The organism is Streptomyces sp. NPDC111516, assembly GCF_055635345.1.
In genome coordinates this window covers 459,166-481,012 of record NZ_JBVKBV010000003.1, presented here as the reverse complement: position 1 = coordinate 481,012, position 21,847 = coordinate 459,166, and the positions used below count along the sequence as shown (strand labels likewise).

Here is a 21,847-nt window from a genome sequence, read left to right as displayed (position 1 = left end):
GTGGTGCTGGAGGGGCGACCCCGACCTCCTCGAAGCCGCCCTGAAGCCCGTCGACGACCCCGGTCCGCCCGCTTTCCGCTTCACGGCGCCGATGCGGACGGGGGTGTCGTCGCGTCTACGTCGGTGTAGACGGTCTACGTTGCGAAGGCACAGGGATGCGGCGAAAGGCCGCCCGCAGGTGCGGTCGGGTGCGCGCCGGGCGCCTGACGCCGTTCACCACTGTCACACAACAACGGATCGCTTGCTGCCCACGCGGTGAAGCGCCGAACGGTCAACCAGGAGTGCGCTTTGGGACAGTCGGAATTCCTCACCGCGACGGATGTCACCAGTGAGCGCCAGTACGTGATGAAGAAACTCCCTGAAGTCACCCTGGCCTTCTGGATCATGAAGATCGCCGCTACCACCCTCGGTGAGACGGCCGGAGATCTGTTCTCCCAGACGCTGCAACTGGGCTACTTCCTCACCACGATCGCGCTGTTCCTGGTGTTCGTGGTGACGCTGGTCGTGCAGCTGCGGTCCATGCGCTACAACCCGTTCTTCTACTGGACGGTCATCCTGTCCACGAGCATGGCCGGCACGACCATGTCGGACTTCATGAACCGCGACGCCAGTACCGATTACCTCACGCCGGGCACGACCTCGCTGGGCTGGGGCCCGCAGGGCCTGGGCCTGGGATACCCGGCGGGCGCCGCCATTCTCATCTCCCTGCTGATCGCCATCTTCATCATCTGGAAGCTCACCGGGCAGACCTTCGCCATCCGCGACATCGTCACCTTCCGCGGCGAGGCCCTCTTCTGGTCCGCGATCCTGGTGTCGAACACACTGGGCACGTCCATGGGCGACTTCCTCTCCGACAGCTCCGGCCTCGGCTACGCCGGCGGCGCCCTCCTCGTCACAGCGCTGCTGGCCGTGCTGGCCGCCCTGATGCGGGTGCCGGCCGTCCCGAACGTCGCGCTGTTCTGGATCGCCTTCGTCCTCACCCGCCCCCTGGGTGCCACCGCCGGTGACTTCCTCACGAAGCCTGCCGCCAAGGGCGGCCTCGATCTCGGCACACCGGGCTCTTCGGCCGTACTCCTGGTCGTCCTCCTCGGCCTCATGGCCTACGCCAACGCGCAGGAGCGCAAGAACACCCTCCACCGGGACGGGCGCGACGCCCAGCCGTCGTAACCACGTCGCGTGTGCGCCCGTCACCAAACGTGTCCGTCGGGCCGGCCGGGCCAGAACCGCGCACGCTTGCCCGATTCCGCCGCTGGTCACGCCTGGGCCCGAGCCCGCGCCCCGCGTCTTCACGCGTGTACTGATCGCGACGCCTGTGGTGCAAGGCGTGTCACCCGGCCGGCCCGGGACTCCAGGTAGCGCTGCTCGGCGATGCTGGCGGTGGACCTCGCGGCGCGCCGGTAGTGCTCGTACGCCCCGGCTGTGTCGCCGGTCTCCTCCAGCAGGTGCGCCCGTACGGACAGCAGCCGGTGATGCCCGGCCATCCGCTCGTCACCGTCCAATGTGGACAGCAGGGCCAGCCCGGCCGCCGGGCCCGCGGTCTCGGCAAGCGCGATCGCCCGGTTGAGGGTGACCATCGGGTTGGGCGCGATCCGTTCCAGGATCAGGTAAAGGGCGTGCACCTGCGGCCAGTTGGTCTCCTCGGCCGTGGCCGCGTCGGCGTGTGTGGCGGCGATGGCGGCCTGCAGCTGGTAAGGCCCCAGCGTCGGGCCGGCCAGCGACGCCCTGACCAGCTCGATGCCCTCGTCGATCAGCCCGCGGTCCCACTTCGTACGGTCCTGCTCGTCCAGCGGCACCAGGTCGCCGACCGCCGTCGTGCGTGCCTCCCGGCGGGCGTGGGTCAGCAGCATCAGTGCGAGCAGCCCGGTCACCTCGCCGTCCTCGGGCAGCTGCGCGTGCACCGTCCTGGCCAGCCGGATCGCCTCGTGCGCAAGGTCGGCGCGGTGCAGCTCGCTGCCCGAGGAGGCGGTGTAGCCCTCGTTGAAGATCAGGTAGAGCACGTGCAGGACGACCCGTAGCCGCTCCTCGCGCTCCGCGCCGTCCGGCAGGGTGAACGAGCTGCCGGCGGCCTTGATGTGCTGCTTGGCCCGGCTGATCCTGGCCGCCATCGTGGCCTCCGGCACCAGGAACGCGCGGGCGATCTCGGCAGTGGTCAGGCCGCCGACCGCCCGCAGCGTCAGGGCGGTCTGGGAGGCCGCGGTCAGCGTCGGATGGCAGCACAGGAACAGCAGGACGAGCGTGTCGTCGGTGTCCGGTACGTCCTCGGGCACCACCTCGGCGGCCGTCGCCGACTCCCGCTCGCGGCGCGCGTGGTCGCTGCGCATCTGGTCGATGAGCCGCCGGGACGCGACAGTCACCAGCCAACCGCGCGGGTTGTTCGGTACCCCCTCGGCCGGCCACTGCACGGTGGCGGCTAGGACGGCCTCCTGCACGGCGTCCTCACACCCTTCGAACCGGCCGTGTCGGCGTACCAACGCGCCGAGGACCTGCGGCGTGAGCTCACGCAGCAGGTCCTCGATGGCCGGTGCTGTCATGCCTCCAATTGTCCGTCAGCGAACATCACCTGCCGCACCTCGACACCCAGGCCCTCGATCGCGGTGTCCGGGATCTGCGCTGCCAGCTCGATCGCCCGCTCCTTGTTCTCGCAGTCGATCAGGTAGAAGCCGCCCAGGTACTCCTTGGCCTCCAGGAAGGGTCCGTCGGTCACCACCGGCTGGCCGTTGCGTACGGACACCACAGCGGCCTGTGACGGGTCGACCAGCGCCTGCGTGGTGATCAGCTCGCCGGACGCCTTCAGCGCCTCGATGAACCTGCCGTGGCCTTCGCCGATCGCCGCCTTCTCCTCGTCGGTCAGCGCGTCCAGCACTGCCGGGTTGATATGCATGCTGATCAGGAACTGCATCTCGTACTCCTCGTGGTTCGCGAGCCCCCGTCGGGCCCTTCGACCAGTTGGTCGGAGCCGCCGCCGCCGTCTTGACATCCCCGCCAGAACTTTCGCATGAGATTTTCGCCGTCGAATCGCCCGGACCACGAGGTCGTCATTTCTGGTGACACCCCACCGTGGCAGATGCGAGAGATGTCCGTCCGTACCGATGTCAAGAAGCGTTTCGCCGCTCCGACCAACCGGCGAATCGTCGAAAGAACAGGGAGTTTCGGATATGCGAGCCAACCGGGCGTGGCTGGGACTGGTCGTCCTCATGCTGCCGACATTGCTCGTCGCGATGGACGCGACGGCGTTGCTCCTCGCGCTCCCACAGCTGAGCGCCGACCTGGGTGCCACCAACGTCGAACAGCTGTGGATCAGCGACAGCTACGGATTCATGGTGGCCGGCCTGGTCATCACGATGGGTACGCTCGGCGACCGGATCGGACGCCGACGGCTGCTGATGATCGGCGGAGCGGCGTTCGCGGTGCTGTCGGTCGTGGCCGCCTTCGCGGCCGGCCCGCTGATGCTGATCGTCGCGCGTGCGCTGCTGGGCGTCGCCGGCGCGACCCTGGCGCCGTCCACACTTGCCTTGATCACCAACATGTTCCGCGACGAACGGCAGCGCGGGAAGGCCATCGCGATCTGGGCGACCTGCCAGTTCACCGGCGGCGCGCTCGGACCCGTACTCGCCGGGTTCCTGCTCCAGCACTTCTGGTGGGGATCGGTGTTCCTGGTCGCCGTGCCGGCGATGGCGCTGCTGCTGCTGGCCGGGCCGGTCCTGCTGCCGGAGTTCCGCAGCGAGCAGGCCGGCCGGCTGGACCCGGCCAGCGTCGCGCTGTCGCTCGTGGCGGTGCTTCTGATGGTCTACGGCATCAAGCAGCTGACCGTCGAGAGCGTACCGGTCGTGCCGACGGCGGCCCTCGTCGTCGGCGCAGCCATCGGATTCCTGTTCGTACGTCGGCAACTGCGGCTGCAGACGCCGCTGCTGGACCTGCGGCTGCTGCGCAACCGCCCGTTCACGGCCGTACTCGTCGCGCTGGCCTTCGCCGGCATCGCCATGGCTGGTACGGGCCTGCTGGTGACCCAGTACCTGCAGAGCGTGCTGGGCTTCTCGCCGGTCGCGTCGGCAGTGCTGTTCGCACCCATGGGCCTGGGCGTGGCGGTCGGCACCATGACCGCGCCGGCGCTGGCCCGGCGGATGAAGCAGACGACCGCGATCGCAGGCGGGCTGGTGGGGTCGGCACTGGGCAGCCTGCTGCTGGTCGGCGCCGACGGTGCGAGCGCCCTGCCGCTGGTGATGACCGGCATCGCCGTACTGGCGCTGGGCACCGGCCCGCTGTTCGCGCTGGGCACCGGGCTGGTCGTCGGGTCCGTACCGCCGGAGCGCACCGGCTCGGCGGCGTCAATGTCGGAGACCGGCAACTACTTCGGCGGTTCGCTCGGCTTCGCACTGCTCGGCGTGTTGGCCGCAGTGGTCTACCGCAGCCGGATGGACGGCACGTCCGACTCGCTGGCCGGCGCGGTCGCCGCCAGCCGGCACCTTCCCGCCGGCCAGGGCGCAGAACTGCTGCACACCGCGCGGGAGGCATTCACCGCCGGCCTGCACGTCACCGGTGTCGTCGCCGCGGTCGTCTTCGCCGGGATGGCCGTACTGATCCTGACCATGCGCCCGGCGACCCGGACCACCCCGGCCGCACTCCCCGACTACGAGGCGAGTCGCTCATAGAACCCAGCCGAGCCCGACGCCGTGGTTGTCATGTCCGAACGCGGACGCAGCCGACCGCGCGTCGGCGCTCATGATTCCACCATCGAGCAGGCGCCGGAACCGGCAGAAGCCTCGTCGACACAGGTCAACGAGGGTTCCGAAGGTGATGGATCCGCGCCGGCTCCACGGGAGAAGTCCCTGCCACCGCCCTGCCAGTGAGCCAGGATGTGGTCGTGACGGGCGGCGGTGTTGTCGTGGGTACGGCCGGGCTGGGGGCCGATATCCAGATCAGGCGCCCCCACCACCTCGCGGGCCATGACCGGTCCAGCGGCCTGCCGCACGGCAACGATGATCCGCTGGTAGCAGCTCGGGATCCAGCATGCGGCGGATCGTAGAAGGTCGCCGTACCGCGGCGAGCAAGAACCGGACAGTTGAGTCCTTCCGTCAAAGGGAAGGACTGCGGTCATGCCGCGAGGCGGGTGCCGCGGCGCCAGATGGCACGGGTGGTGAGGGTGTCGCTGATGTTGCGGGTCGGGTCGCCTTCCACCAGCAGGAGGTCGGCGCGGAGTCCTTCGGCGATCCGTCCCCGGTCGCTGAGGCGGAAGCGGCGGGCTGTGGTCGCGGTGGCCGCACGCAGGGCGCGTTCGGGTGTGAGGCCGGCAGCCACCAGGTGCTGCAGTTCGTGGTGCAGGCTCGCTCCATGTGCCAGGCCCCCGAAGAACGTCTCGGGCATGGAGACATCGGTACCGGCCAGCACGTCCACGCCGGCGGCATCGTCGACGGCTGGGACCCGTACGAGTCCGAGCCGAAGACCGACGCCAGCGCCGGCACGATCGCCCCTCGACAGCGTGAACGTGGCCGTCCTGCGCGCGCACAAGAAGCGCCAGGGACGGGAGCGGAAGAAGGCGGGTGCCGCCTGGCAGGAGACCGGGAAGATCTTCACCAAGGAGGACGGCTCCTGGCTTCACCCGGAAACGGTCTCGGAGACCTTCCGCCGCCTCCTCGCCACCACCGATCTCCCGCCCATCACTCTGCGGGACCTCCGCCACGTGGCGGCGACGCTCACCCACAGGGCCGGCGGCGACATCCACACGACATGACCGGCGTCCTCCAGCGCCTGTGCCGCGACATCCTTGTCCGGAATCTCGGCGGGCCGACCCACGACCCCGCACTCATCCTGCGGGGGCTCGACGGCATACGCGGCGGATGGATGACAATCGGTCCGCCCATCCCCAGTTAGTCGTTACCGACAACCGACCGCCCCACAGCAGGCGGACTGGTGGCTGGCGCTCACGCATCGCTCACGCACAGGACCCTGAACAACGGAGTGCCCCGACCGGTCGAAGCCGGTCGGGGCACTCCGCCGCAGGTCAGAGAGTTTCCCCTCCCCCGCCATCGGTAGGCCGTGTGGGACTCGAACCCACAACCAACGGATTAAAAGTCCGCTGCTCTGCCAATTGAGCTAACGGCCCCCGGCGAATCACCCCTGAGCATAGCCCGCCGGGGACCGGCCGCCGATCGGGTATCGGTTACCGGGCCCTGTCACGGTGGGATCTGCGGAGGATCAAGGGGTACGGGCGGGGGCCTCGGGGGTGGTTGTGCGTTTGTGATCCGGAGCGCGGAACCAGTTCCGGGCCGACGCCGGCCGCCACGTCGTCGCGAAGCCGAGGACCACCAGGACCGCTATGGGGGCGATGGCTGGGCACCGATCACGACCAGCAGCAGGAGCTTGCGGTGGTAGCGCCTGCCAACATCCGGCGGGCGAGGACCTGGGTGTAACCGAGTTCGGCGAGCCTCGCCTCGTCGGATCCGTACGAACTCGGGGACGGTTCCGGGGGGTTGGTTGTCCCGCCCCCAGCGATTCCCTCACCGGAGGCATGGAAAAAAGAAGAGCGGGCCCGTCCGTGAAGGACGGGCCCGCTCTCAGCAGACTTTCAGCAGGTCATGGTCACTGCGCTCAGCCGTTGCGCTTCCAGCGCGGCTTGTCGTCGCGGCGGCCGAAGGAACCGGTGTTGGTGCCGGTGCCACGGTGGTCGTCGCGGCGGCCGGTCGGACGGTCGCTGCCACCGGAGCGGAAGCCGCCCGACGGACGGTCGTCACGACGGTCACGGTTGAACGGACGGTCGCTGCCACCGGAGCGGAAGCCGCCCGAGGGGCGGTCGTCGCGACGGTCGCGGTTGAACGACGGGCGGTCGTTGTCGCGGCGGTCGAAGGAACGGCCACCACGGTCGTCCCGGCGGTCGTTGGAGCGGAAGCCGCCCGACGGACGGTCGTCACGACGGTCGCGGTTGAACGACGGACGGTCGTTGTCGCGGCGGAAGCCACCCGACGAACGGTCGTCACGACGCTGGAATCCACGGTCGCCACCGCGGTCGTCACGACGGTCGCGGTTGAACGACGGACGGTCGTTGTCGCGGCGGAAGCCACCCGACGAACGGTCGTCACGACGCTGGAAACCACGGTCGCCACCGCGGTCGTCCCGACGGTCGTTGCCACCGCGGTAGCCGCCGCGGTCGCCGCCACGGCTGTCCCGGCGGTCGAAGTTGCCGCGGTCGTCACGACGGTCGTCACGCGCGGAGGGCTGCTCCGGTACGGAGACGGCGGCCTCGATCGCGGCCTCCGCCTCGGCGGCGGCCTCGGCCACCGCCGTCTCCGGGTCGTCGCCCCGCTCGCGCGCGGCACGGGCGACGAGGCGGTCGGCCTCCTCGCGCAGCTCACCGGCGCGGCGCTGGACGCGCTCCAGCTGCTTGGTCAGGTCGGCGACCTCGCGCTCGGCCTGCTTCGCCGCGTTGTTCGCGGAGTCGGCCTGGACCTCGGTCAGCGAACGGGCGCCGGTGATCTCGGCGACCTCCGGGTCGAAGGCACCCGCGCCGCCCACGATGTGACGCGAGGCGTCGACGCCCGCGTCCTCCATGAGGCGGAAGATCTGCCGGCGCTGGTGCGGCAGCGCCAGCGAGACGACGACACCGGACTTGCCGGCCCGGGCGGTACGGCCCGAGCGGTGCAGGTAGTCCTTGTGGTCACCGGCCGGGTCCACGTTCAGCACCAGGTCGATGCCGTCGACGTGGATACCGCGGGCGGCGACGTCGGTCGCGACGAGCGCGTTGACGTAACCGTCCTTGAAGTCGGCGAGGACCCGGGTACGGGCGCCCTGCGTCATGCCGCCGTGGAGCGCGTCCGCCTTGACGCCCGCCTCGACGAGCTGCTCGGCGATGCGGTCGGCGCCCAGCTGGGTGCGGACGAAGATGATGGTGCGGCCCTTGCGGGCGGCGATGGCGGAGGTGACCGGCGCCTTGTCCTTCGGCTTCACGACGAGGACGTGGTGCGTCATGGTCGTGACGTTGCCCTGGGCGCTGTCGACCTCGTGGCTCACCGGGTTGTTCAGGTAGCGCTTGACCAGCGTGCCGATCTCGTTCTCCATCGTGGCGGAGAAGAGCATGCGCTGACCGCCGACCGGAACCTGGTCGAGCAGCTCGGTGACCTCGGGCAGGAAGCCCAGGTCGGACATCTGGTCGGCCTCGTCGAGGACGGCGACCTGGACGTTCTCCAGGGAGCAGGCGCCCCGGTTGATGATGTCGCGCAGGCGGCCCGGGGTGGCGACGAGGATGTCGACACCGCGCTCCAGCGCGTAGATCTGGTTGCCCATCGACGTACCGCCGCAGACGACCTTCATCTTCAGGCCGAGCACATCGCCGTACGGCTGCAGCGCGTCCGCGACCTGCATCGCGAGCTCGCGGGTCGGGGTGAGGATGACCGCGCGGGGCTTCTTCTTCTCGGTGTGGCCGCCGGCCAGCGTGGCCAGGGTCGGCAGACCGAAGGAGAGCGTCTTGCCGGAGCCGGTACGGCCGCGGCCCAGGATGTCCTTGCCGGCCAGGGCGTCCGGGATGGTCGCGGCCTGGATCGGGAAGGGCGCGGTCACACCGTTCTGCGCGAGCTTGCGGACGATGCCCTCGGGCAGGCCCAGGTCGCCGAAGGTGACGGTCGGCTCGGCATCCGCGTCGACGGCGGAGTCGGTACCGGCCTGCTCGGCCCGGGGTGCGTCGGCCTCGACAGAGGCAACGGCCTCGGCGACGACGGCCTCCGCGGCCTCGATGAGCTCGTCGTTCTTGATGTCGTCGACGTTCTCGGGCATGACGGTGTGGTCAGAACTGGAAATTGACATGCGAAATGCGAAACCTTCCGGAGTCTCGGCACGCGCCCGTAACTCCGTGATTCGCAATTTCGACCGCCTCAATGCGGTCCAGCCACGGCAAGGGAGAGTACGCGCCACACGGCGCGCTTCTGTTTCGGCGCCGGGCAATGGGATCAAACGATCTACCACCATACGCACTCCCCCCCACATCGCGCAAACCGCCCTCCTTCGTCCCCTGCTACACCGGCTCCACCTGCGGTGATACGTCCGGCGTCCGCAGCGGCCACGGCTCCACCGGCGCACTCATCACGTCGTCGCGGAGCTGAGCCCCCGACGAGGCGGACGGCTGCGGCGACGGTTCCGAGGGCTCCGGGTCCGGGGAAGCGGGCGGCTCGGGGGTGGCAGGCCCGGACGGCGGCGGGGATTCGGGCCGCGGCGGCACGCCGGGGCCCGACTGCGAGGCCGAGGGCGCGGGCAACCCACCACCCGGCGCCGCCCCCGAATCACCCGGTTCACCGGGCTTCGCGCCGGGGCGCACGCCGCCGGGGGCGCCCGACGGTTCGGCAGAGCCTCTCGGCTCCGGGGACTCGGCCGCCTCCCGCTCGGAGTGCGCCTCGGCACGGCCACCACCGGTGCGGGCGCTGCCCGTGCCCGCCACGGTGCCGCCGTCCGGCTCGGCCCCGCCGCCCTTCGATTCGGAGGACGGCGACGGCGACGGTTTCCCTTCGTCGCCGCCGACGCTCATGCAGCCTGTGGACGCGGCGACCGTCATTGCGATGACGGACGCCCATCGGACGGGGGCGGAGAACTGACGCACGGGAGGCACCTCCGGGGGACGAAGAGGGGGCGGGGCAGTACGGGAACGAGTGGGGACGCTGTGCCCAACTCCCGTAGCCCCGCCGGGGACACGCCCCGCACACCTCCCGCGTACCACCCGCACGGCGCCCGCGGGTCCTGCGCCACCCACACCCTGCCCGCGCGGCGCCCGCGCGCTCATCCGTAGCCGAGCGCGTGCAGCCTCTCGTCATCGATGCCGAAGTGGTGGGCGATCTCATGAACGACCGTGATCTCGGTCTCGACCACTACGTCCTCGCGCGACTCGCACATCCGCAGCGTCGGCCCGCGGTAGATGGTGATCCGGTCCGGCAGCACCCCCGCGTACCACTCGCCGCGATCGGTCAGCGGCGTGCCCTCGTACAGCCCGAGCAGCTGCGGATCGCCCGGGTCCGGTTCGTCCTCGACGAACACCGCGACGTTGTCCATCAGCCGCGTCAGCTCCGGCGGGATGCGGTCCAGCGCCTCGGCGACCAGTTCTTCGAACTCTTCGCGCGTCATCTCCAGCACCCCGCCATTGTCCCGTACGCCGGATCGGCGAGCCCCGGACCGCACCGCACACCGTGTGCCGCCCGGCGTGCCGCCCGGCCCCGCACGGGCGGCGGCCCAGGTCAGCCGCCATCCACAGGGGGAGAAGCCGACCGGAGCGACCCCTTCGCCTATTCGGTTTGGCTGACGTCGAAACGCCGTAGTACAGTCTCCGACGTGCCCAAGGGCGCCGGTCAGGGCTTGACCGTTCTGAGACCCCAGAGGTTGAAGGAAAAGTGGAACCTCTTGAGGGGAAGCGCAGTCACATGCTTCTGACGCCCTCCGGGGCGACAGACACAGAAGCAGCAGTACAAGCAGTTCTGCCCTCATCGTCTAGTGGCCCAGGACGCCGCCCTTTCAAGGCGGTAGCACGGGTTCGAATCCCGTTGGGGGCACGCACCACCTTGTGCGACACTTAGTCGCACAACAGCTTGGTCCTGTGGAGCAGTTTGGAGTGCTCGCCACCCTGTCAAGGTGGAGGCCGCGGGTTCAAATCCCGTCAGGACCGCTGCAGCCCTTTTGAGCTGCGTGGCTGGGTAGCTCAGTTGGTACGAGCGATCGCCTGAAAAGCGATAGGTCGCCGGTTCGATCCCGGCCCCAGCCACCACCCGAAGGCCCCGTCCGATGGACGGGGCCTTCGCCGTGTCAGGCCTCTTCCCGATCCGCCGAGTTCACGCCCCGGCCGCGCCACGCCCGTACCGCCAGCACCAGCAGCACCACCACGACCACGGCCACCAGCACCATGACGTCCGGCACGTGCTCGCCGATGCGCTGGGCCCACTGCTCGACGGCGAACGAGTCGTCCACATTCAGCAGCCCGGGCAGCGCGGTCGTCCCGTCGTACGCGAGGAACAGCGCGCCGAGCCCGACGAAGAAGAGCCCCGACAGCAGCGTCGTGGTGTGCAGCTCGAAGCGGCCGATCCGGAAAGTGCGGCCGCGCAGCCAGGCCCGGCGGCCCAGGTCGAAGCGTTCCCAGAGCAGGGCGAGCAGAAAGAGCGGTACCGCCATGCCCAGGGCGTAGACGGCGAGCAGCAGTCCGCCGTAGACCGGGCTGCCGCTGACCGCCGCGACGGTGAGGACGCTGCCGAGGATCGGTCCCGCGCAGAAACCGGCCAGTCCGTATACGGCCCCCAGCGCGTAGACGGATACGGCCGTGGTCGGGCGGATCCGGCCGCTCAGCGCGGCGATCCGGCGCGAGGCGAAGCCCAGACCCACGATCTGCGCGACGCCGAGCACGATGATCAGCCACCCGGCGCCGAGGACGAGCGCGTCGCGGTGGCTGTAGAAGAGCCGTCCGGCGTACGAACCCGCGGCGCCGAGCGGGACCAGGGTGGTGGCCAGACCGGCGTAGAAGATGCCGGTGCGGGCCAGGAGCCGTGAGGTGGAGTCGATGGAGTACGCGAAGAAGGCGGGCAGCAGCAGAGCGCTGCACGGGCTGACCAGGGCGAGCAGTCCGCCGAGGAAGGCCGCGAAGTAGCCGATGTCAGCCGTCATTTCGCGCCGTCCTCGGCGCCTTGGGTGTGGCCACCGGTCTTGGCGTCCTCGGTGCCGCGGGCCTTCTCGGCGGCCGCCTCGATGGCCCGGGTGAAGGTCTCCGTCGGCTGGGCTCCGGCGATCGGGCGGCCGTTGATCAGGAACGAAGGGGTGGAGGTCGCTCCGATCCCGTACCCCTGTTCCTGGTCCTTGCCCACCGCGGCGGAGGCGGCGGAGCTGTCCGTGTCGCGCGCGAACCGGTCGAGGTCCGGCACGCCCGCCTGCTGGGCCAGCACCTTCAGCCGGTCCTTGCCGAATCCCTTCTCCTTGGCCCCCTCGGCGTACGCGGCACGGTGGAACTGCCAGAAGCGGTCCTGCTGTCCGGCGGCCCAGGCGGCCCGGGCGGCGGCCTCGGACTCGGCGCCGAAGATCGGGAAGTTCCGCCACTCGATGCGCAGGGTGCCGTTGTCGACGTACTTCTTCACCAGGGCGGGTTCGGTGTCGCGGGCGAACTTGCCGCAGTAGCCGCACTTGAAGTCGGCGTACTCGATGAGGACGACGGGTGCGTCCACCCGGCCCTGCGCGAGCTTGTCACCGGCGTCACGCCGGGCGAGCCCGGCCAGCTCCGGGTAGACGCCGGTGTCCGGGTCGGTGGTGGCATCGGCGACCGACGAGGAGGAGGGAGAGGAGTGGTCGGGGGCGGTGGCCCAGTAGGACACGAGGCCGAGCAGCGAAGCGGCGAGGACGACTCCGGCGCCGTAGATCAGCGGCTTCTTGGACGACGACGCCTTCGTACGTGAGGACGAGGATGTGGGCTTGGGCTTGGACATGCGGGACTCCGTGCTGGCGATGCGGGAGGGATGAGAAACGGCCGGGCGGGAGGCGCCGTCTACACCCTCAGTACGGAGAGCTCGACCGGAGTGGGGGCGGCGGAAACGGGGCCGCGCAGCCCTATCCGTACGGGCGGGTGCACCGGTCCCTGTCCGGTGGCGGCGGGCAGACCCCACTGGGCGAGTCCGGGCGCCTGGTCGTGCGCCGCGCGGACCCGGCCCGGCAGAGCCGGCTCGCCGTCCTCGTGCTTCCGGCTCTTGCCGCACCCCGGAGTCCGGTGCCCGTCCATGGCCGACGCGACGACCGCCCCGGGGGCATCCGAAACGGCATCCTCGACGGGGCCGTCCGAAGCCACCGGCCTTCCGCCGCCGGCCGCGACACCCGTGACGGCTGTCGCGGGTCCGCAGAACAGCCCCAGCACGACCGCGAGCACCGCCACCAGGCAGCACCACTGCGTACGGGACACGGACACGGACACGGCGACCGGCCTTTCCGGACAGAGGCAACGGTTGATCAGCTGCCCGAAATGGTACGTGCTGTGATCCCGCGCCTCCGCGCAGTGCCGGTCCGGTGACCAGGACCGCACAAAATGCGTTCGCCGTTCATCGGGCCCGGGTGCGATCCTGGGACCCGTATGTCTACTTCCTTCGCTGATCTCCAGTCACAGCTCGGGCAGCTCTCGCTCCGCGATGCGCACCGGCTCGGCCGCCGTCTCGAAGGGGCGCGCCGTATCCGTAAGCCCGAGGCCCGCCAGTCCGTGCTGGACGAGATCGCCACCGAGGCCGGAAAGGCAGCCGGGCGGCTCGCGCTGCGCGCCGAGCGGATGCCCGTCGTGTCCTACCCGGAACAGCTCCCGGTCAGTCAGAAGAAGGACGAGATCCTGGAGGCGATACGCGACCACCAGGTCGTGATCGTCGCCGGGGAGACCGGCTCGGGCAAGACCACGCAGATCCCGAAGATCTGTATGGAGCTGGGGCGTGGTGTCCGGGGCATGATCGGGCACACCCAGCCGCGCCGGATCGCGGCCCGTACGGTCGCCGAGCGCATCGCCGACGAGCTGAAGGCTCCGCTGGGCGAGACGGTCGGCTGGAAGGTCCGCTTCACCGACCAGGTGAACCCCGACGCGACGTTCGTCAAGCTGATGACGGACGGCATCCTGCTCGCCGAGATCCAGACGGACCGCGAGCTCCGCGCGTACGACACGATCATCATCGACGAGGCCCACGAGCGGTCGCTGAACATCGACTTCCTGCTCGGTTATCTGGCCAGGCTGCTGCCCGAGCGCCCGGATCTGAAGGTCGTCATCACGTCGGCGACAATCGACCCGGAGCGGTTCGCGCGCCACTTCGGCGAGGCGCCGATCGTCGAGGTCAGCGGGCGTACGTACCCCGTGGAGGTCCGTTATCGCCCCCTGCTCGAAGAAGAGGGTGAAGACTCCGACCGCGACCAGATCACCGCGATCTGCGACGCCGTCGACGAGCTGCAGTCGGCGGGTCCGGGCGACGTCCTGGTCTTCCTCTCCGGCGAGCGCGAGATCCGTGACACCGCGGACGCGCTGAACAAGAAGAATCTCCGCCACACCGAGGTCCTCCCCCTCTACGCCCGCCTCTCGCACGCCGAGCAGCACCGGGTCTTCCAGCGGACCCCCAACGGCATCGTCCGCAGGATCGTGCTGGCGACCAACGTCGCCGAGACGTCGCTGACCGTTCCCGGCATCAAGTACGTGATCGACCCGGGCAACGCCCGGATCTCCCGCTACAGCCACCGCACCAAGGTCCAGCGGCTGCCGATCGAGCGGATCTCGCAGGCCAGCGCCAACCAGCGCAAGGGCCGCTGCGGCCGTACGTCGGACGGCATCTGCATCCGGCTGTACTCCGAGGACGACTTCCTGACCCGTCCGGAGTTCACCGACCCCGAGATCCTGCGTACGAACCTCGCCTCCGTCATCCTCCAGATGACCGCAGCCGGCCTCGGCGACATCGAGAAGTTCCCCTTCATCGACCCGCCGGACCACCGCAACATCCGCGACGGCATCCAGCTCCTCCAGGAGCTCGGCGCACTGGATCCGGAGGAGAAGTCCCCCCGGGAGGGGAAGAAGGGGCAGCGGCTCACCCAGCTCGGCCGGAAGCTCTCGCAGCTGCCCGTCGACCCGCGTCTGGCCCGCATGGTCATCGAGGCCGAGCGCAACGGCTGTGTCCGCGAGGTCATGGTGATCGCGGCGGCGCTCTCCATCCAGGACCCGCGCGAGCGGCCCTCGGAGAAGCAGACGCAGGCCGATCAGCAGCACGCCCGCTTCAAGGACGAGACGTCCGACTTCCTGGCGTTCCTGAATCTGTGGCGGTACATCCGCGAGCAGCAGAAGGAGCGCGGCTCGTCCAGCTTCCGCCGGATGTGCAAGCAGGAGTACCTGAACTTCCTGCGCATCCGCGAATGGCAGGACATCTACGCGCAGCTGCGTACGGTCGCGAAGCAGATGGGCATCGAACTCAACCAGGAGGACGCGCCCGAGCAGTCGGTGCACACCTCGCTGCTGGCCGGGCTGCTCTCGCACATCGGTCTGAAGGACACCGAGAAGAACGAGTACCTGGGTGCCCGCAGCGCCAAGTTCGCGGTCTTCCCCGGGTCGGCGCTCTTCAAGAAGCAGCCACGGTTCGTGATGTCGGCCGAGCTGGTCGAGACGTCCCGGCTGTGGGCGCGGGTAAACGCCAGGGTCGAGCCGGAGTGGATCGAGCCGCTGGCCCAGCATCTGCTGAAGCGCACCTACAGCGAGCCGCACTGGGAGAAGGACCAGGCGGCGGTGATGGCGTACGAGCGGGTCACGCTGTACGGGGTGCCGATCGTCGCCCAGCGCAAGATCAATTTCGGCCGTATCGACGCCGAGACGTCTCGCGATCTGTTCATCCGCAACGCCCTGGTCGAGGGCGACTGGCGGACGCACCACCAGTTCTTCCACGACAACCGCAAACTCCTCGGCGAGGTCGAGGAGCTGGAGCACCGCGCCCGACGCCGCGACATCCTCGTGGACGACGAGACGCTCTTCGACTTCTACGACCAGCGCATCCCCGAGCACGTGGTCTCCGGGGCGCACTTCGACTCCTGGTGGAAGCACAAGCGCCGCGACGAGCCGGACGCGCTGGACTTCGAGCGCTCGATGCTCATCAACGAGAAGGCCGGGGCCGTCACCAAGGACGACTACCCGGACTCCTGGCGGCAGGGGAAGCTCAAGTTCCGCGTCACGTACCAGTTCGAGCCCGGCGCGGACGCCGACGGTGTGACCGTCCACATCCCGCTCCAGGTGCTCAACCAGGTCACCGCCGAGGGCTTCGACTGGCAGATCCCGGGCCTGCGCGAGGAAGTGGTCACCGAGCTGATCCGCTCGCTGCCCAAGCCGATCCGCCGGCACTACGTCCCCGCGCCGAACTACGCGGGCAAGTTCCTGGACCGGGCGGTGCCGCTGCAGGAGCCGCTGCCGGTCACCCTCGCGCGTGAGCTCCAGCAGATGGTCGGGGTCCCGGTCTCCGCCGACGACTTCGACCTCTCCCGGATCCCGGACCACCTCAAGATCACGTTCCGGATCGTCGACGAGCGGCGCCGCAAGGTGGCCGAGGACAAGGATCTGGAGGCGCTGAGGCTCCAGCTGCGCCCCAAGGCCCGTCAGGCCCTCTCCAAGGCCGCCGCGGCAACCGCGGGGCCCTCGGGCGAGTCCATCGAGCGTTCGGGCCTCACGGACTGGACGATCGGCACGCTGAACCGGATCTTCGAAACCCGCCGGGCCGGGCAGCCGGTCAAGGCGTACCCGGCGCTCGTGGACCAGGGCGGGACCGTGGCCGTACGGCTCTTCGACACCGAGGCCGAGCAGCAGCAGGCGATGTGGCGCGGCACCCGGAAGCTGATCCTGCTGAACGTCCCGGTGAACCCTGCGAAGTTCGCCTCGGACAAGCTGACGAACCAGCAGAAGCTGGCCCTGTCCCGCAATCCGCACGGCTCCATCCAGGCGCTCTTCGAGGACTGCGCGACGGCGGCCGCCGACCGGCTGATCGGCGCGCACGGCGGCCCGGCGTGGGACGAGGAGTCGTTCCGGAAGCTGTACGACAAGGTGCGCGCCGACCTCGTCGCCCTGACCGAGCACGCGGTCAAGCAGGTCCAGCAGGTGCTGGCCGCCTGGCAGTCCTGCGAGCGGCGCCTGAAGGCCACCAACAGCCTGGTCCTGGTCGACAACGTCACCGATGTACGAACCCAGCTCGCGGCCCTCGTGCCACCGGGCTTCGTCACCGCGACCGGGCTGCGCAGGCTGCCCGACCTCATGCGCTATCTGGTCGCTGCGGACCGTCGACTCCAGCAGATGCCGACGGCCGTCCAGCGCGACACCACGCGCATGGAGAAGGTCCACGAGATGCAGGACGAGTACGCCTGGCTGCTCGAACAGATGCCGCAGGGCAGGCCCGTGCCTCAGGAGGTCCTGGACATCCGCTGGATGATCGAGGAGCTCCGGGTCAGCTATTTCGCGCACGCCCTGGGGACGGCCTACCCCGTCTCCGACAAGCGGATCGTGAAGGCGATCGACGCGGCGGCTCCCTGAGACGGCCCGGACCGCAGCGGTGGGAAAGCCGTACGGACCGGCCTGGTCCGCAGGCGTACGGACCGGGGCCGGAGCCGTAACGGAGTCACCACCTTCGGTGAGGTCGACCGGACCCTCTGACCTGCTGTACAGTCTGTCTTCGCAGCCAGCCGCAAGGCAGCCGCGAAAACCTGGTCCTGTGGAGCAGTTTGGAGTGCTCGCCACCCTGTCAAGGTGGAGGCCGCGGGTTCAAATCCCGTCAGGACCGCAGTATCGAAAGCCCGGATCCTTCTGGATCCGGGCTTTCGCGCGTCTTGACTCCGGCAACTGCCGGCGAGTACTCAGACAGCAGGACCGCCCCTGTTCCTCCGCGTTCCTCCGCGCGGGGCGGCGGTCCACCGGGAGGTGGGGCGTATGACGGCGTCCGCCGGGCATGAGATCCGCGCGCCCCTGCGCGCCCATCCGGTCGGCCTTACGCCACCTCACTCGCCACCGTCCGATCCACCATCGGCCCCTGCGGCCCGCCATGGGGCCCGTGACGGCCTCCCGGACCACTCCCCCGTCCCGAGGGTCGCCGGTCCGGCGCGCGGCGCCAGGAAGCGGTCTCGGCGGCCCGGGACGAAAGCCCCTCGATCGGGCGACCAATGGCGAGGCGACCCGCCTCCCGGAGGTGCCGGGCTCGCACTTGGCAAGACTCATGCAGTGTGACGGGAGTCACCGAATGAGTTTTGAGAAGGGGGGACTTTACGCCCTTCCTACAACTGGTGAATTTAATATGTGCAATTGCACCCTCGGACGGAAGCGCTGCGGGACCTTCCGGACCGTCACGGCCCGGCTTCCCCGGGCAGCCGGCAACACTCCCGCACAGACCCGCGCAAGCTCGCACGGCATCGTGACCGACTCCCGGCCGGAGCCAACCGGACGCCCGGTTTTCAACGGCGCAGGAGCCGCCCGGAACCGCCCCGGAGGGCACGGACGGTGAGGGCCGCAGGACCGCCGGAAGGCCCCGGGGCGATCACGGGGATCCAGGACTTCGAGCGCACAAAAAAGATCGCGCTGGACCCGGCGGAGTCCAGCGCGATCGAATGACGTACCCACGGCACAGGTATGGCGCCCGTTGGGGCGGGCGCCCGTCATTTGGAGCTATGGGTGGGCATGTACGGGTTGGGGGACCCGAAAGCCCAGTTGTGACGCGGCGACAGGGGGTGTGTCAGGCCTCGCTGCGCTGCTGCGGAATACCCGCAAGCAGTGCGCGGACCTCTGCCTCGCGGTACCGGCGATGTCCACCGAGCGTGCGGATGGACGTGAGCTTGCCCGCCTTGGCCCAGCGGGTAACCGTCTTCGGGTCCACGCGGAACATCGTGGCAACCTCAGCCGGGGTCAGCAGCGGCTCGGCATCAGGGGTGCGAGCGGTCATGAGCGGCCTCCTCGGGAGAACCGAACCATCTCGGTTCTTTCCTCTAAATTCTGCACCTTGACCCGCGTTGCCCGAAATGGCGGACGCAGGCCGAGTCGGTTATAGGACGAACGGCTTGTCCTCGGCACTACAACTACACCATCCGTCCAGCCACGTCGGCCAAACCGATGGAATTGCCCTCCCAGGTGTTCATCAGCGACGGAAGCCGATGGACCATGCCATAGCGGACAGTCACACCACTGTGACGATCAGTCACAGAGCGATCAGGAGCCATCAGACCCCCCATAGCGTGCAATGCTGAGCGATCCGCCCACAGTTGGACGGATGGAGCCCTCCCCGGACTCCTTGTCCTATTTTGGCACGAGGAGTAGGGAAGGGCGCAAGAGCCCCGTTAGTGCTATCCATCACGCTTGAGGCAAAGGCCCGGTTCAGGACGTAGGTCCTAGGACCACTGAGGTAGGCTTCCGCCTCTTCAGCCTCACGTGTCACTCAGGTCACAGGTTCAGACGCGGACGAGCCCCTGTCAGTTCGCGAATTGACGGTCTTTCACTGCCCGCCAGCGCTCCGCCAACCGTCCGTACGCCTCACTCGCCCCCTCGGTATCGCCGGCCCGCAGCGCCGCGAGGCCCTCGGCCACATCGGCGGCCGACCGGTCCCCGGCGAGCTGCTCCGCCGGCAGCGCGTGCACCAGACCGCCGTAGTCCAGTTCGACCAGTGCGCGCGGATGGAACTCCTCCAGCCAGCGCCCCACGTCCACGAGCCCCTCGGTCAGCGGACCTTCGTCCACGGTCTCGCGCAGCGTCTTCAGCGTCCTGGCCAGCCGGCGCCGGGCCTGGACCATCGGCGTCCGATAACGCAGCACGGGCGGCTCACCGTCCTCACTCGTCGCCGTGTACTCCCGCTCCTCGTCGGAGAAGAGCACGAACCAGCGCACCGGGACCTGCCACACGGAGGTGAGGATCCAGGGCCTGGCGTCCGGATTGCGCTCCGCCCACCGCTCGTGGTCCGCCACCGCCTGCCCGCGCACCACCGGCGGCAGCACCGCGTCCAGCACCGGCCCCGGGAACATCTCCATCAGCTCGTCCAGCGCCAGCCAGCCGCGCAGTCTGGTCCGCCACGGACAGACGCACACCACACCGTCGACCTCGGCGACGAACGCGTCCCCGCTCTCGTGCACCGGCACGCCGACCGGCGGCGTGGCCACCAAGTCGGCCAGCGAGCGGCGCAGTTCGTCCTGGGCCGTGGGTATGTGCGAGCGTCCGGCGTAGCGGGCCCAGTGGGCGCGTTCGGGCTCCGGGAAGGCGGCCAGCGGCTCGTACACCCGGAGGTAGGACGCGTAAGGGACGAGCACCGAAGACACCACCGACATGCAGCAAATCGTGTCATGCCCGTACTCCGCCGGGGGTGATCCTCGGCACTGGAACAGATCTACCTCCGCGTAGGACTTACGCTCTTGCCCAGTCGGACCGGCCGTGCCGGCCGGTCCGCGGCCCTCCCCACCTTCAGGAGGGTCCTCCGCCGCTTCGTACTTGGGAGTCACCACAGTGACCGATGTGACCGGCGCGCCTTTCGATGTACTGCACACCCTGTTCCACTCGGATCAGGGGGGCCACGAACAAGTCGTGCTCTGCCAGGACCGTGCCAGCGGACTCAAGGCCGTCATCGCCATCCACTCCACCGCTCTGGGCCCGGCCCTCGGCGGTACCCGCTTCTACCCGTACGCCTCCGAGGAGGAGGCCGTCGCGGATGCGCTGAACCTGTCGCGCGGTATGTCGTACAAGAACGCCATGGCCGGTCTCGACCACGGCGGCGGCAAGGCAGTGATCATCGGCGACTCGGCGCAGATCGAGGGGGCCCGACGGACGGAACTGCTGCTGGCCTACGGCCGGTGCGTGGCCTCGCTCGGCGGCCGCTATGTCACGGCCTGCGACGTCGGCACCTATGTCGCCGACATGGATGTCATCGCCCGCGAGTGCCGCTGGACCACCGGCCGCTCCCCCGAGAACGGCGGCGCCGGCGACTCCTCGGTCCTCACCGCGTTCGGTGTCTTCCAGGGCATGCGGGCCTCCGCCCAGCACCTCTGGGGCGACCCGACGCTGCGTGGCCGAAAAGTGGGGGTCGCCGGAGTCGGCAAGGTCGGTCACCACCTGGTCGAGCATCTGCTCTCGGACGGTGCCGAGGTCGTGATCACGGATGTGCGGGACGAGTCCGTGCGCCGCGTCACCGGGCTGCACCCCGAGGTCGCCGTCGCCGCGGACACCGACGCACTGATCCGTACCGAGGGCCTCGACATCTACGCCCCGTGCGCGCTCGGCGGCGCCCTGAACGACGACTCCGTTCCGGCACTCACCGCCAAGGTGGTGTGCGGCGCGGCCAACAACCAGCTCGCGCACACCGGCGTCGAGAAGGATCTCGCCGACCGGTCGATCCTGTACGCACCCGACTACGTGGTGAACGCGGGCGGTGTCATCCAGGTCGCCGACGAGCTGCACGGCTTCGACTTCGACCGGTGCAAGGCCAAGGCGTCGAAGATCTTCGACACAACGCTGGCCATATTCGCACGTGCGAAGGCAGACGGCATTCCGCCGGCCGCCGCAGCCGACCGGATTGCCGAGCAGCGCATGGCCGAGGCGCGCCGCACCGCTTCGTAACCGACGGTCGCGGTTCCTCACCCGGCGTCCTCGCCGGTCGGCGTCTCGCCCGCCCGCCGGCCGGCGAGACAAGACTCACGTCGGTCGGCGGGTCGCATGCCGAGAAGAGGTTAAAATCGCAGTTGACCAGCGAGGACAGGGCTTCTCGCCGGTCCTCTTCCGGGGTGCGTGATGCGGGCGGCGTACCGTATGGCCGCGGAAGCAGGTACCGTTAAAGCCCTACGGGCACGGTCTCTCTACCGAGAGTCCGTCCTGAAACATGAACGCGTGTCAAGACTCTGGGGCCGTCGAGCCCCGTCACCGAGGGGGTCGAGCCATGGGGCGCGGCCGGGCAAAGGCCAAGCAGACCAAGGTCGCCCGCCAGCTGAAGTACAGCAGCGGCGGGACTGACCTGTCGCGTCTGGCCAATGAGCTGGGCGCATCGCCTTCGAGTCAGCCACCGAACGCAGAGCCGTTCGAGGACGACGACGAGGAAGATGACCCGTACGCACAGTACGCGGATCTGTACAACGACGACGAGGACGAGGACGAGGACGACAAGTCCGGTCCGTCGTCCAAGCGCCGCGGCGCTTGACCTCGCGCTGACACATCAACCCGGTCCGGGCCCGCCCCGGACCGGGTTCTGTGCTACCCCGCTCCGGTTCTTCCGTGCTGCTGCGATCCGGCAGATCCGGGCTGCTCCGGTCCGCTCCGACCACGGGCCGGAACGGGGTTCCGTCGCATGCCGAGCGGCTGAACCCGGGCCGGTCGGCGATTGAGGACATGAGGACATCTCTCGGGTACGGAGATTACGCA

Annotated in this window: 15 protein-coding genes, 5 tRNA genes and 2 pseudogenes; 10 read left to right on the top strand and 12 right to left on the bottom strand. The window is 69.4% G+C overall.

The window, feature by feature from the left end:
• Positions 1-288: 288 nt before the first annotated feature.
• Positions 289-1,167 carry a COG4705 family protein gene (locus ACZ7L9_RS10150; RefSeq protein WP_471414080.1) on the top strand — a complete coding sequence of 293 codons (879 nt, stop codon included), beginning with the start codon at positions 289-291 and terminating at the stop codon, positions 1,165-1,167.
• A gap of 119 nt (positions 1,168-1,286) precedes the next feature.
• Here ACZ7L9_RS10150 and ACZ7L9_RS10145 read toward each other — a convergent pair whose 3' ends face one another.
• Both ACZ7L9_RS10145 and ACZ7L9_RS10140 read right to left on the bottom strand, forming a co-directional pair.
• Positions 1,287-2,531 carry an RNA polymerase sigma factor gene (locus ACZ7L9_RS10145; protein ID WP_471414079.1) on the bottom strand — a complete coding sequence of 415 codons (1,245 nt, stop codon included), beginning with the start codon at positions 2,529-2,531 and terminating at the stop codon, positions 1,287-1,289.
• Positions 2,528-2,899, bottom strand: a complete 372-nt coding sequence (locus tag ACZ7L9_RS10140) for a YciI family protein (RefSeq protein ID WP_471414077.1) — start codon at positions 2,897-2,899, stop codon at positions 2,528-2,530. Before ACZ7L9_RS10140 ends, ACZ7L9_RS10145 begins: the two co-directional genes overlap by 4 nt.
• A gap of 256 nt (positions 2,900-3,155) precedes the next feature.
• Between ACZ7L9_RS10140 and ACZ7L9_RS10135 the strand changes: the two genes are divergently transcribed.
• The gene (locus ACZ7L9_RS10135) at positions 3,156-4,649 is read left to right on the top strand and encodes an MFS transporter (RefSeq protein ID WP_471414076.1); all 1,494 of its coding nucleotides are present in this window, start codon (positions 3,156-3,158) and stop codon (positions 4,647-4,649) included.
• A gap of 442 nt (positions 4,650-5,091) precedes the next feature.
• Here ACZ7L9_RS10135 and ACZ7L9_RS10130 read toward each other — a convergent pair.
• Positions 5,092-5,403, bottom strand: a pseudogene (locus ACZ7L9_RS10130) (amidohydrolase family protein); the annotation flags it as partial.
• Between ACZ7L9_RS10130 and ACZ7L9_RS10125 the strand changes: the two are divergent.
• A pseudogene (locus ACZ7L9_RS10125) lies at positions 5,401-5,722 on the top strand (site-specific integrase); the annotation flags it as partial. The pseudogenes ACZ7L9_RS10130 and ACZ7L9_RS10125 sit on opposite strands and share 3 nt — an antisense overlap.
• Positions 5,723-6,027: 305 nt before the next feature.
• Here the strand turns inward: ACZ7L9_RS10125 and ACZ7L9_RS10120 are convergent.
• The 4 genes from ACZ7L9_RS10120 to ACZ7L9_RS10105 form a co-directional block, all read right to left on the bottom strand.
• Positions 6,028-6,100 (bottom strand) — tRNA-Lys (locus ACZ7L9_RS10120).
• A gap of 485 nt (positions 6,101-6,585) precedes the next feature.
• Complete coding sequence (locus ACZ7L9_RS10115; protein WP_471414075.1) at positions 6,586-8,760, bottom strand: DEAD/DEAH box helicase; 2,175 nt, start codon at positions 8,758-8,760, stop codon at positions 6,586-6,588.
• A 238-nt stretch (positions 8,761-8,998) separates the two neighbouring features.
• Positions 8,999-9,577 carry a hypothetical protein gene (locus tag ACZ7L9_RS10110; RefSeq protein WP_471414074.1) on the bottom strand — a complete coding sequence of 193 codons (579 nt, stop codon included), beginning with the start codon at positions 9,575-9,577 and terminating at the stop codon, positions 8,999-9,001.
• A 176-nt stretch (positions 9,578-9,753) separates the two neighbouring features.
• Positions 9,754-10,104, bottom strand: a complete 351-nt coding sequence (locus ACZ7L9_RS10105; RefSeq protein ID WP_471414072.1) for a metallopeptidase family protein — start codon at positions 10,102-10,104, stop codon at positions 9,754-9,756.
• A gap of 340 nt (positions 10,105-10,444) precedes the next feature.
• Here ACZ7L9_RS10105 and ACZ7L9_RS10100 point away from each other — a divergent pair.
• The 3 genes from ACZ7L9_RS10100 (at position 10,445) to ACZ7L9_RS10090 (ending at position 10,729) form a co-directional block, all read left to right on the top strand.
• A tRNA-Glu gene (locus ACZ7L9_RS10100) sits at positions 10,445-10,517 on the top strand.
• Between the two features lie 38 nt (positions 10,518-10,555).
• Positions 10,556-10,630: transfer RNA gene (locus ACZ7L9_RS10095), tRNA-Asp, on the top strand.
• A 22-nt stretch (positions 10,631-10,652) separates the two neighbouring features.
• Positions 10,653-10,729: transfer RNA gene (locus ACZ7L9_RS10090), tRNA-Phe, on the top strand.
• Between the two features lie 38 nt (positions 10,730-10,767).
• On the opposite strand, the gene ACZ7L9_RS10085 is transcribed toward ACZ7L9_RS10090, so the two are convergent.
• Genes ACZ7L9_RS10085 through ACZ7L9_RS10075 form a run of 3 tightly spaced genes read right to left on the bottom strand, consistent with a single transcriptional unit; the run spans position 10,768 to position 12,904 of the window.
• Positions 10,768-11,616, bottom strand: coding sequence for a cytochrome c biogenesis CcdA family protein (locus ACZ7L9_RS10085; RefSeq protein ID WP_471414071.1), 849 nt, complete (start codon positions 11,614-11,616; stop codon positions 10,768-10,770).
• Positions 11,613-12,425, bottom strand: coding sequence for a DsbA family protein (locus ACZ7L9_RS10080; protein ID WP_471414069.1), 813 nt, complete (start codon positions 12,423-12,425; stop codon positions 11,613-11,615). Before ACZ7L9_RS10080 ends, ACZ7L9_RS10085 begins: the two co-directional genes overlap by 4 nt.
• 59 nt (positions 12,426-12,484) lie before the next feature.
• Positions 12,485-12,904 carry a hypothetical protein gene (locus ACZ7L9_RS10075; RefSeq protein ID WP_471414068.1) on the bottom strand — a complete coding sequence of 140 codons (420 nt, stop codon included), beginning with the start codon at positions 12,902-12,904 and terminating at the stop codon, positions 12,485-12,487.
• 156 nt (positions 12,905-13,060) lie between these two features.
• Here ACZ7L9_RS10075 and hrpA point away from each other — a divergent pair, with 156 nt between their 5' ends.
• Positions 13,061-17,005, top strand: coding sequence for an ATP-dependent RNA helicase HrpA (hrpA, locus tag ACZ7L9_RS10070; protein ID WP_471414067.1), 3,945 nt, complete (start codon positions 13,061-13,063; stop codon positions 17,003-17,005).
• Between the two features lie 172 nt (positions 17,006-17,177).
• Positions 17,178-17,252: transfer RNA gene (locus ACZ7L9_RS10065), tRNA-Asp, on the top strand.
• A gap of 942 nt (positions 17,253-18,194) precedes the next feature.
• Here the strand turns inward: ACZ7L9_RS10065 and bldC are convergent.
• A complete protein-coding gene (gene bldC / locus ACZ7L9_RS10060; protein ID WP_003949541.1) occupies positions 18,195-18,401 on the bottom strand; it encodes a developmental transcriptional regulator BldC in 207 nt (68 codons plus the stop codon).
• Positions 18,402-18,924: 523 nt separating this feature from the next.
• Positions 18,925-19,770, bottom strand: a complete 846-nt coding sequence (locus ACZ7L9_RS10055) for a DUF8083 family protein (RefSeq protein ID WP_471414065.1) — start codon at positions 19,768-19,770, stop codon at positions 18,925-18,927.
• Between the two features lie 175 nt (positions 19,771-19,945).
• Between ACZ7L9_RS10055 and ACZ7L9_RS10050 the strand changes: the two genes are divergently transcribed.
• The gene (locus ACZ7L9_RS10050; protein ID WP_471414063.1) at positions 19,946-21,052 is read left to right on the top strand and encodes a Leu/Phe/Val dehydrogenase; all 1,107 of its coding nucleotides are present in this window, start codon (positions 19,946-19,948) and stop codon (positions 21,050-21,052) included.
• Between the two features lie 316 nt (positions 21,053-21,368).
• The gene (locus tag ACZ7L9_RS10045; RefSeq protein WP_266747478.1) at positions 21,369-21,626 is read left to right on the top strand and encodes a DUF3073 domain-containing protein; all 258 of its coding nucleotides are present in this window, start codon (positions 21,369-21,371) and stop codon (positions 21,624-21,626) included.
• The last annotated feature ends 221 nt before the right edge of the window (positions 21,627-21,847 follow it).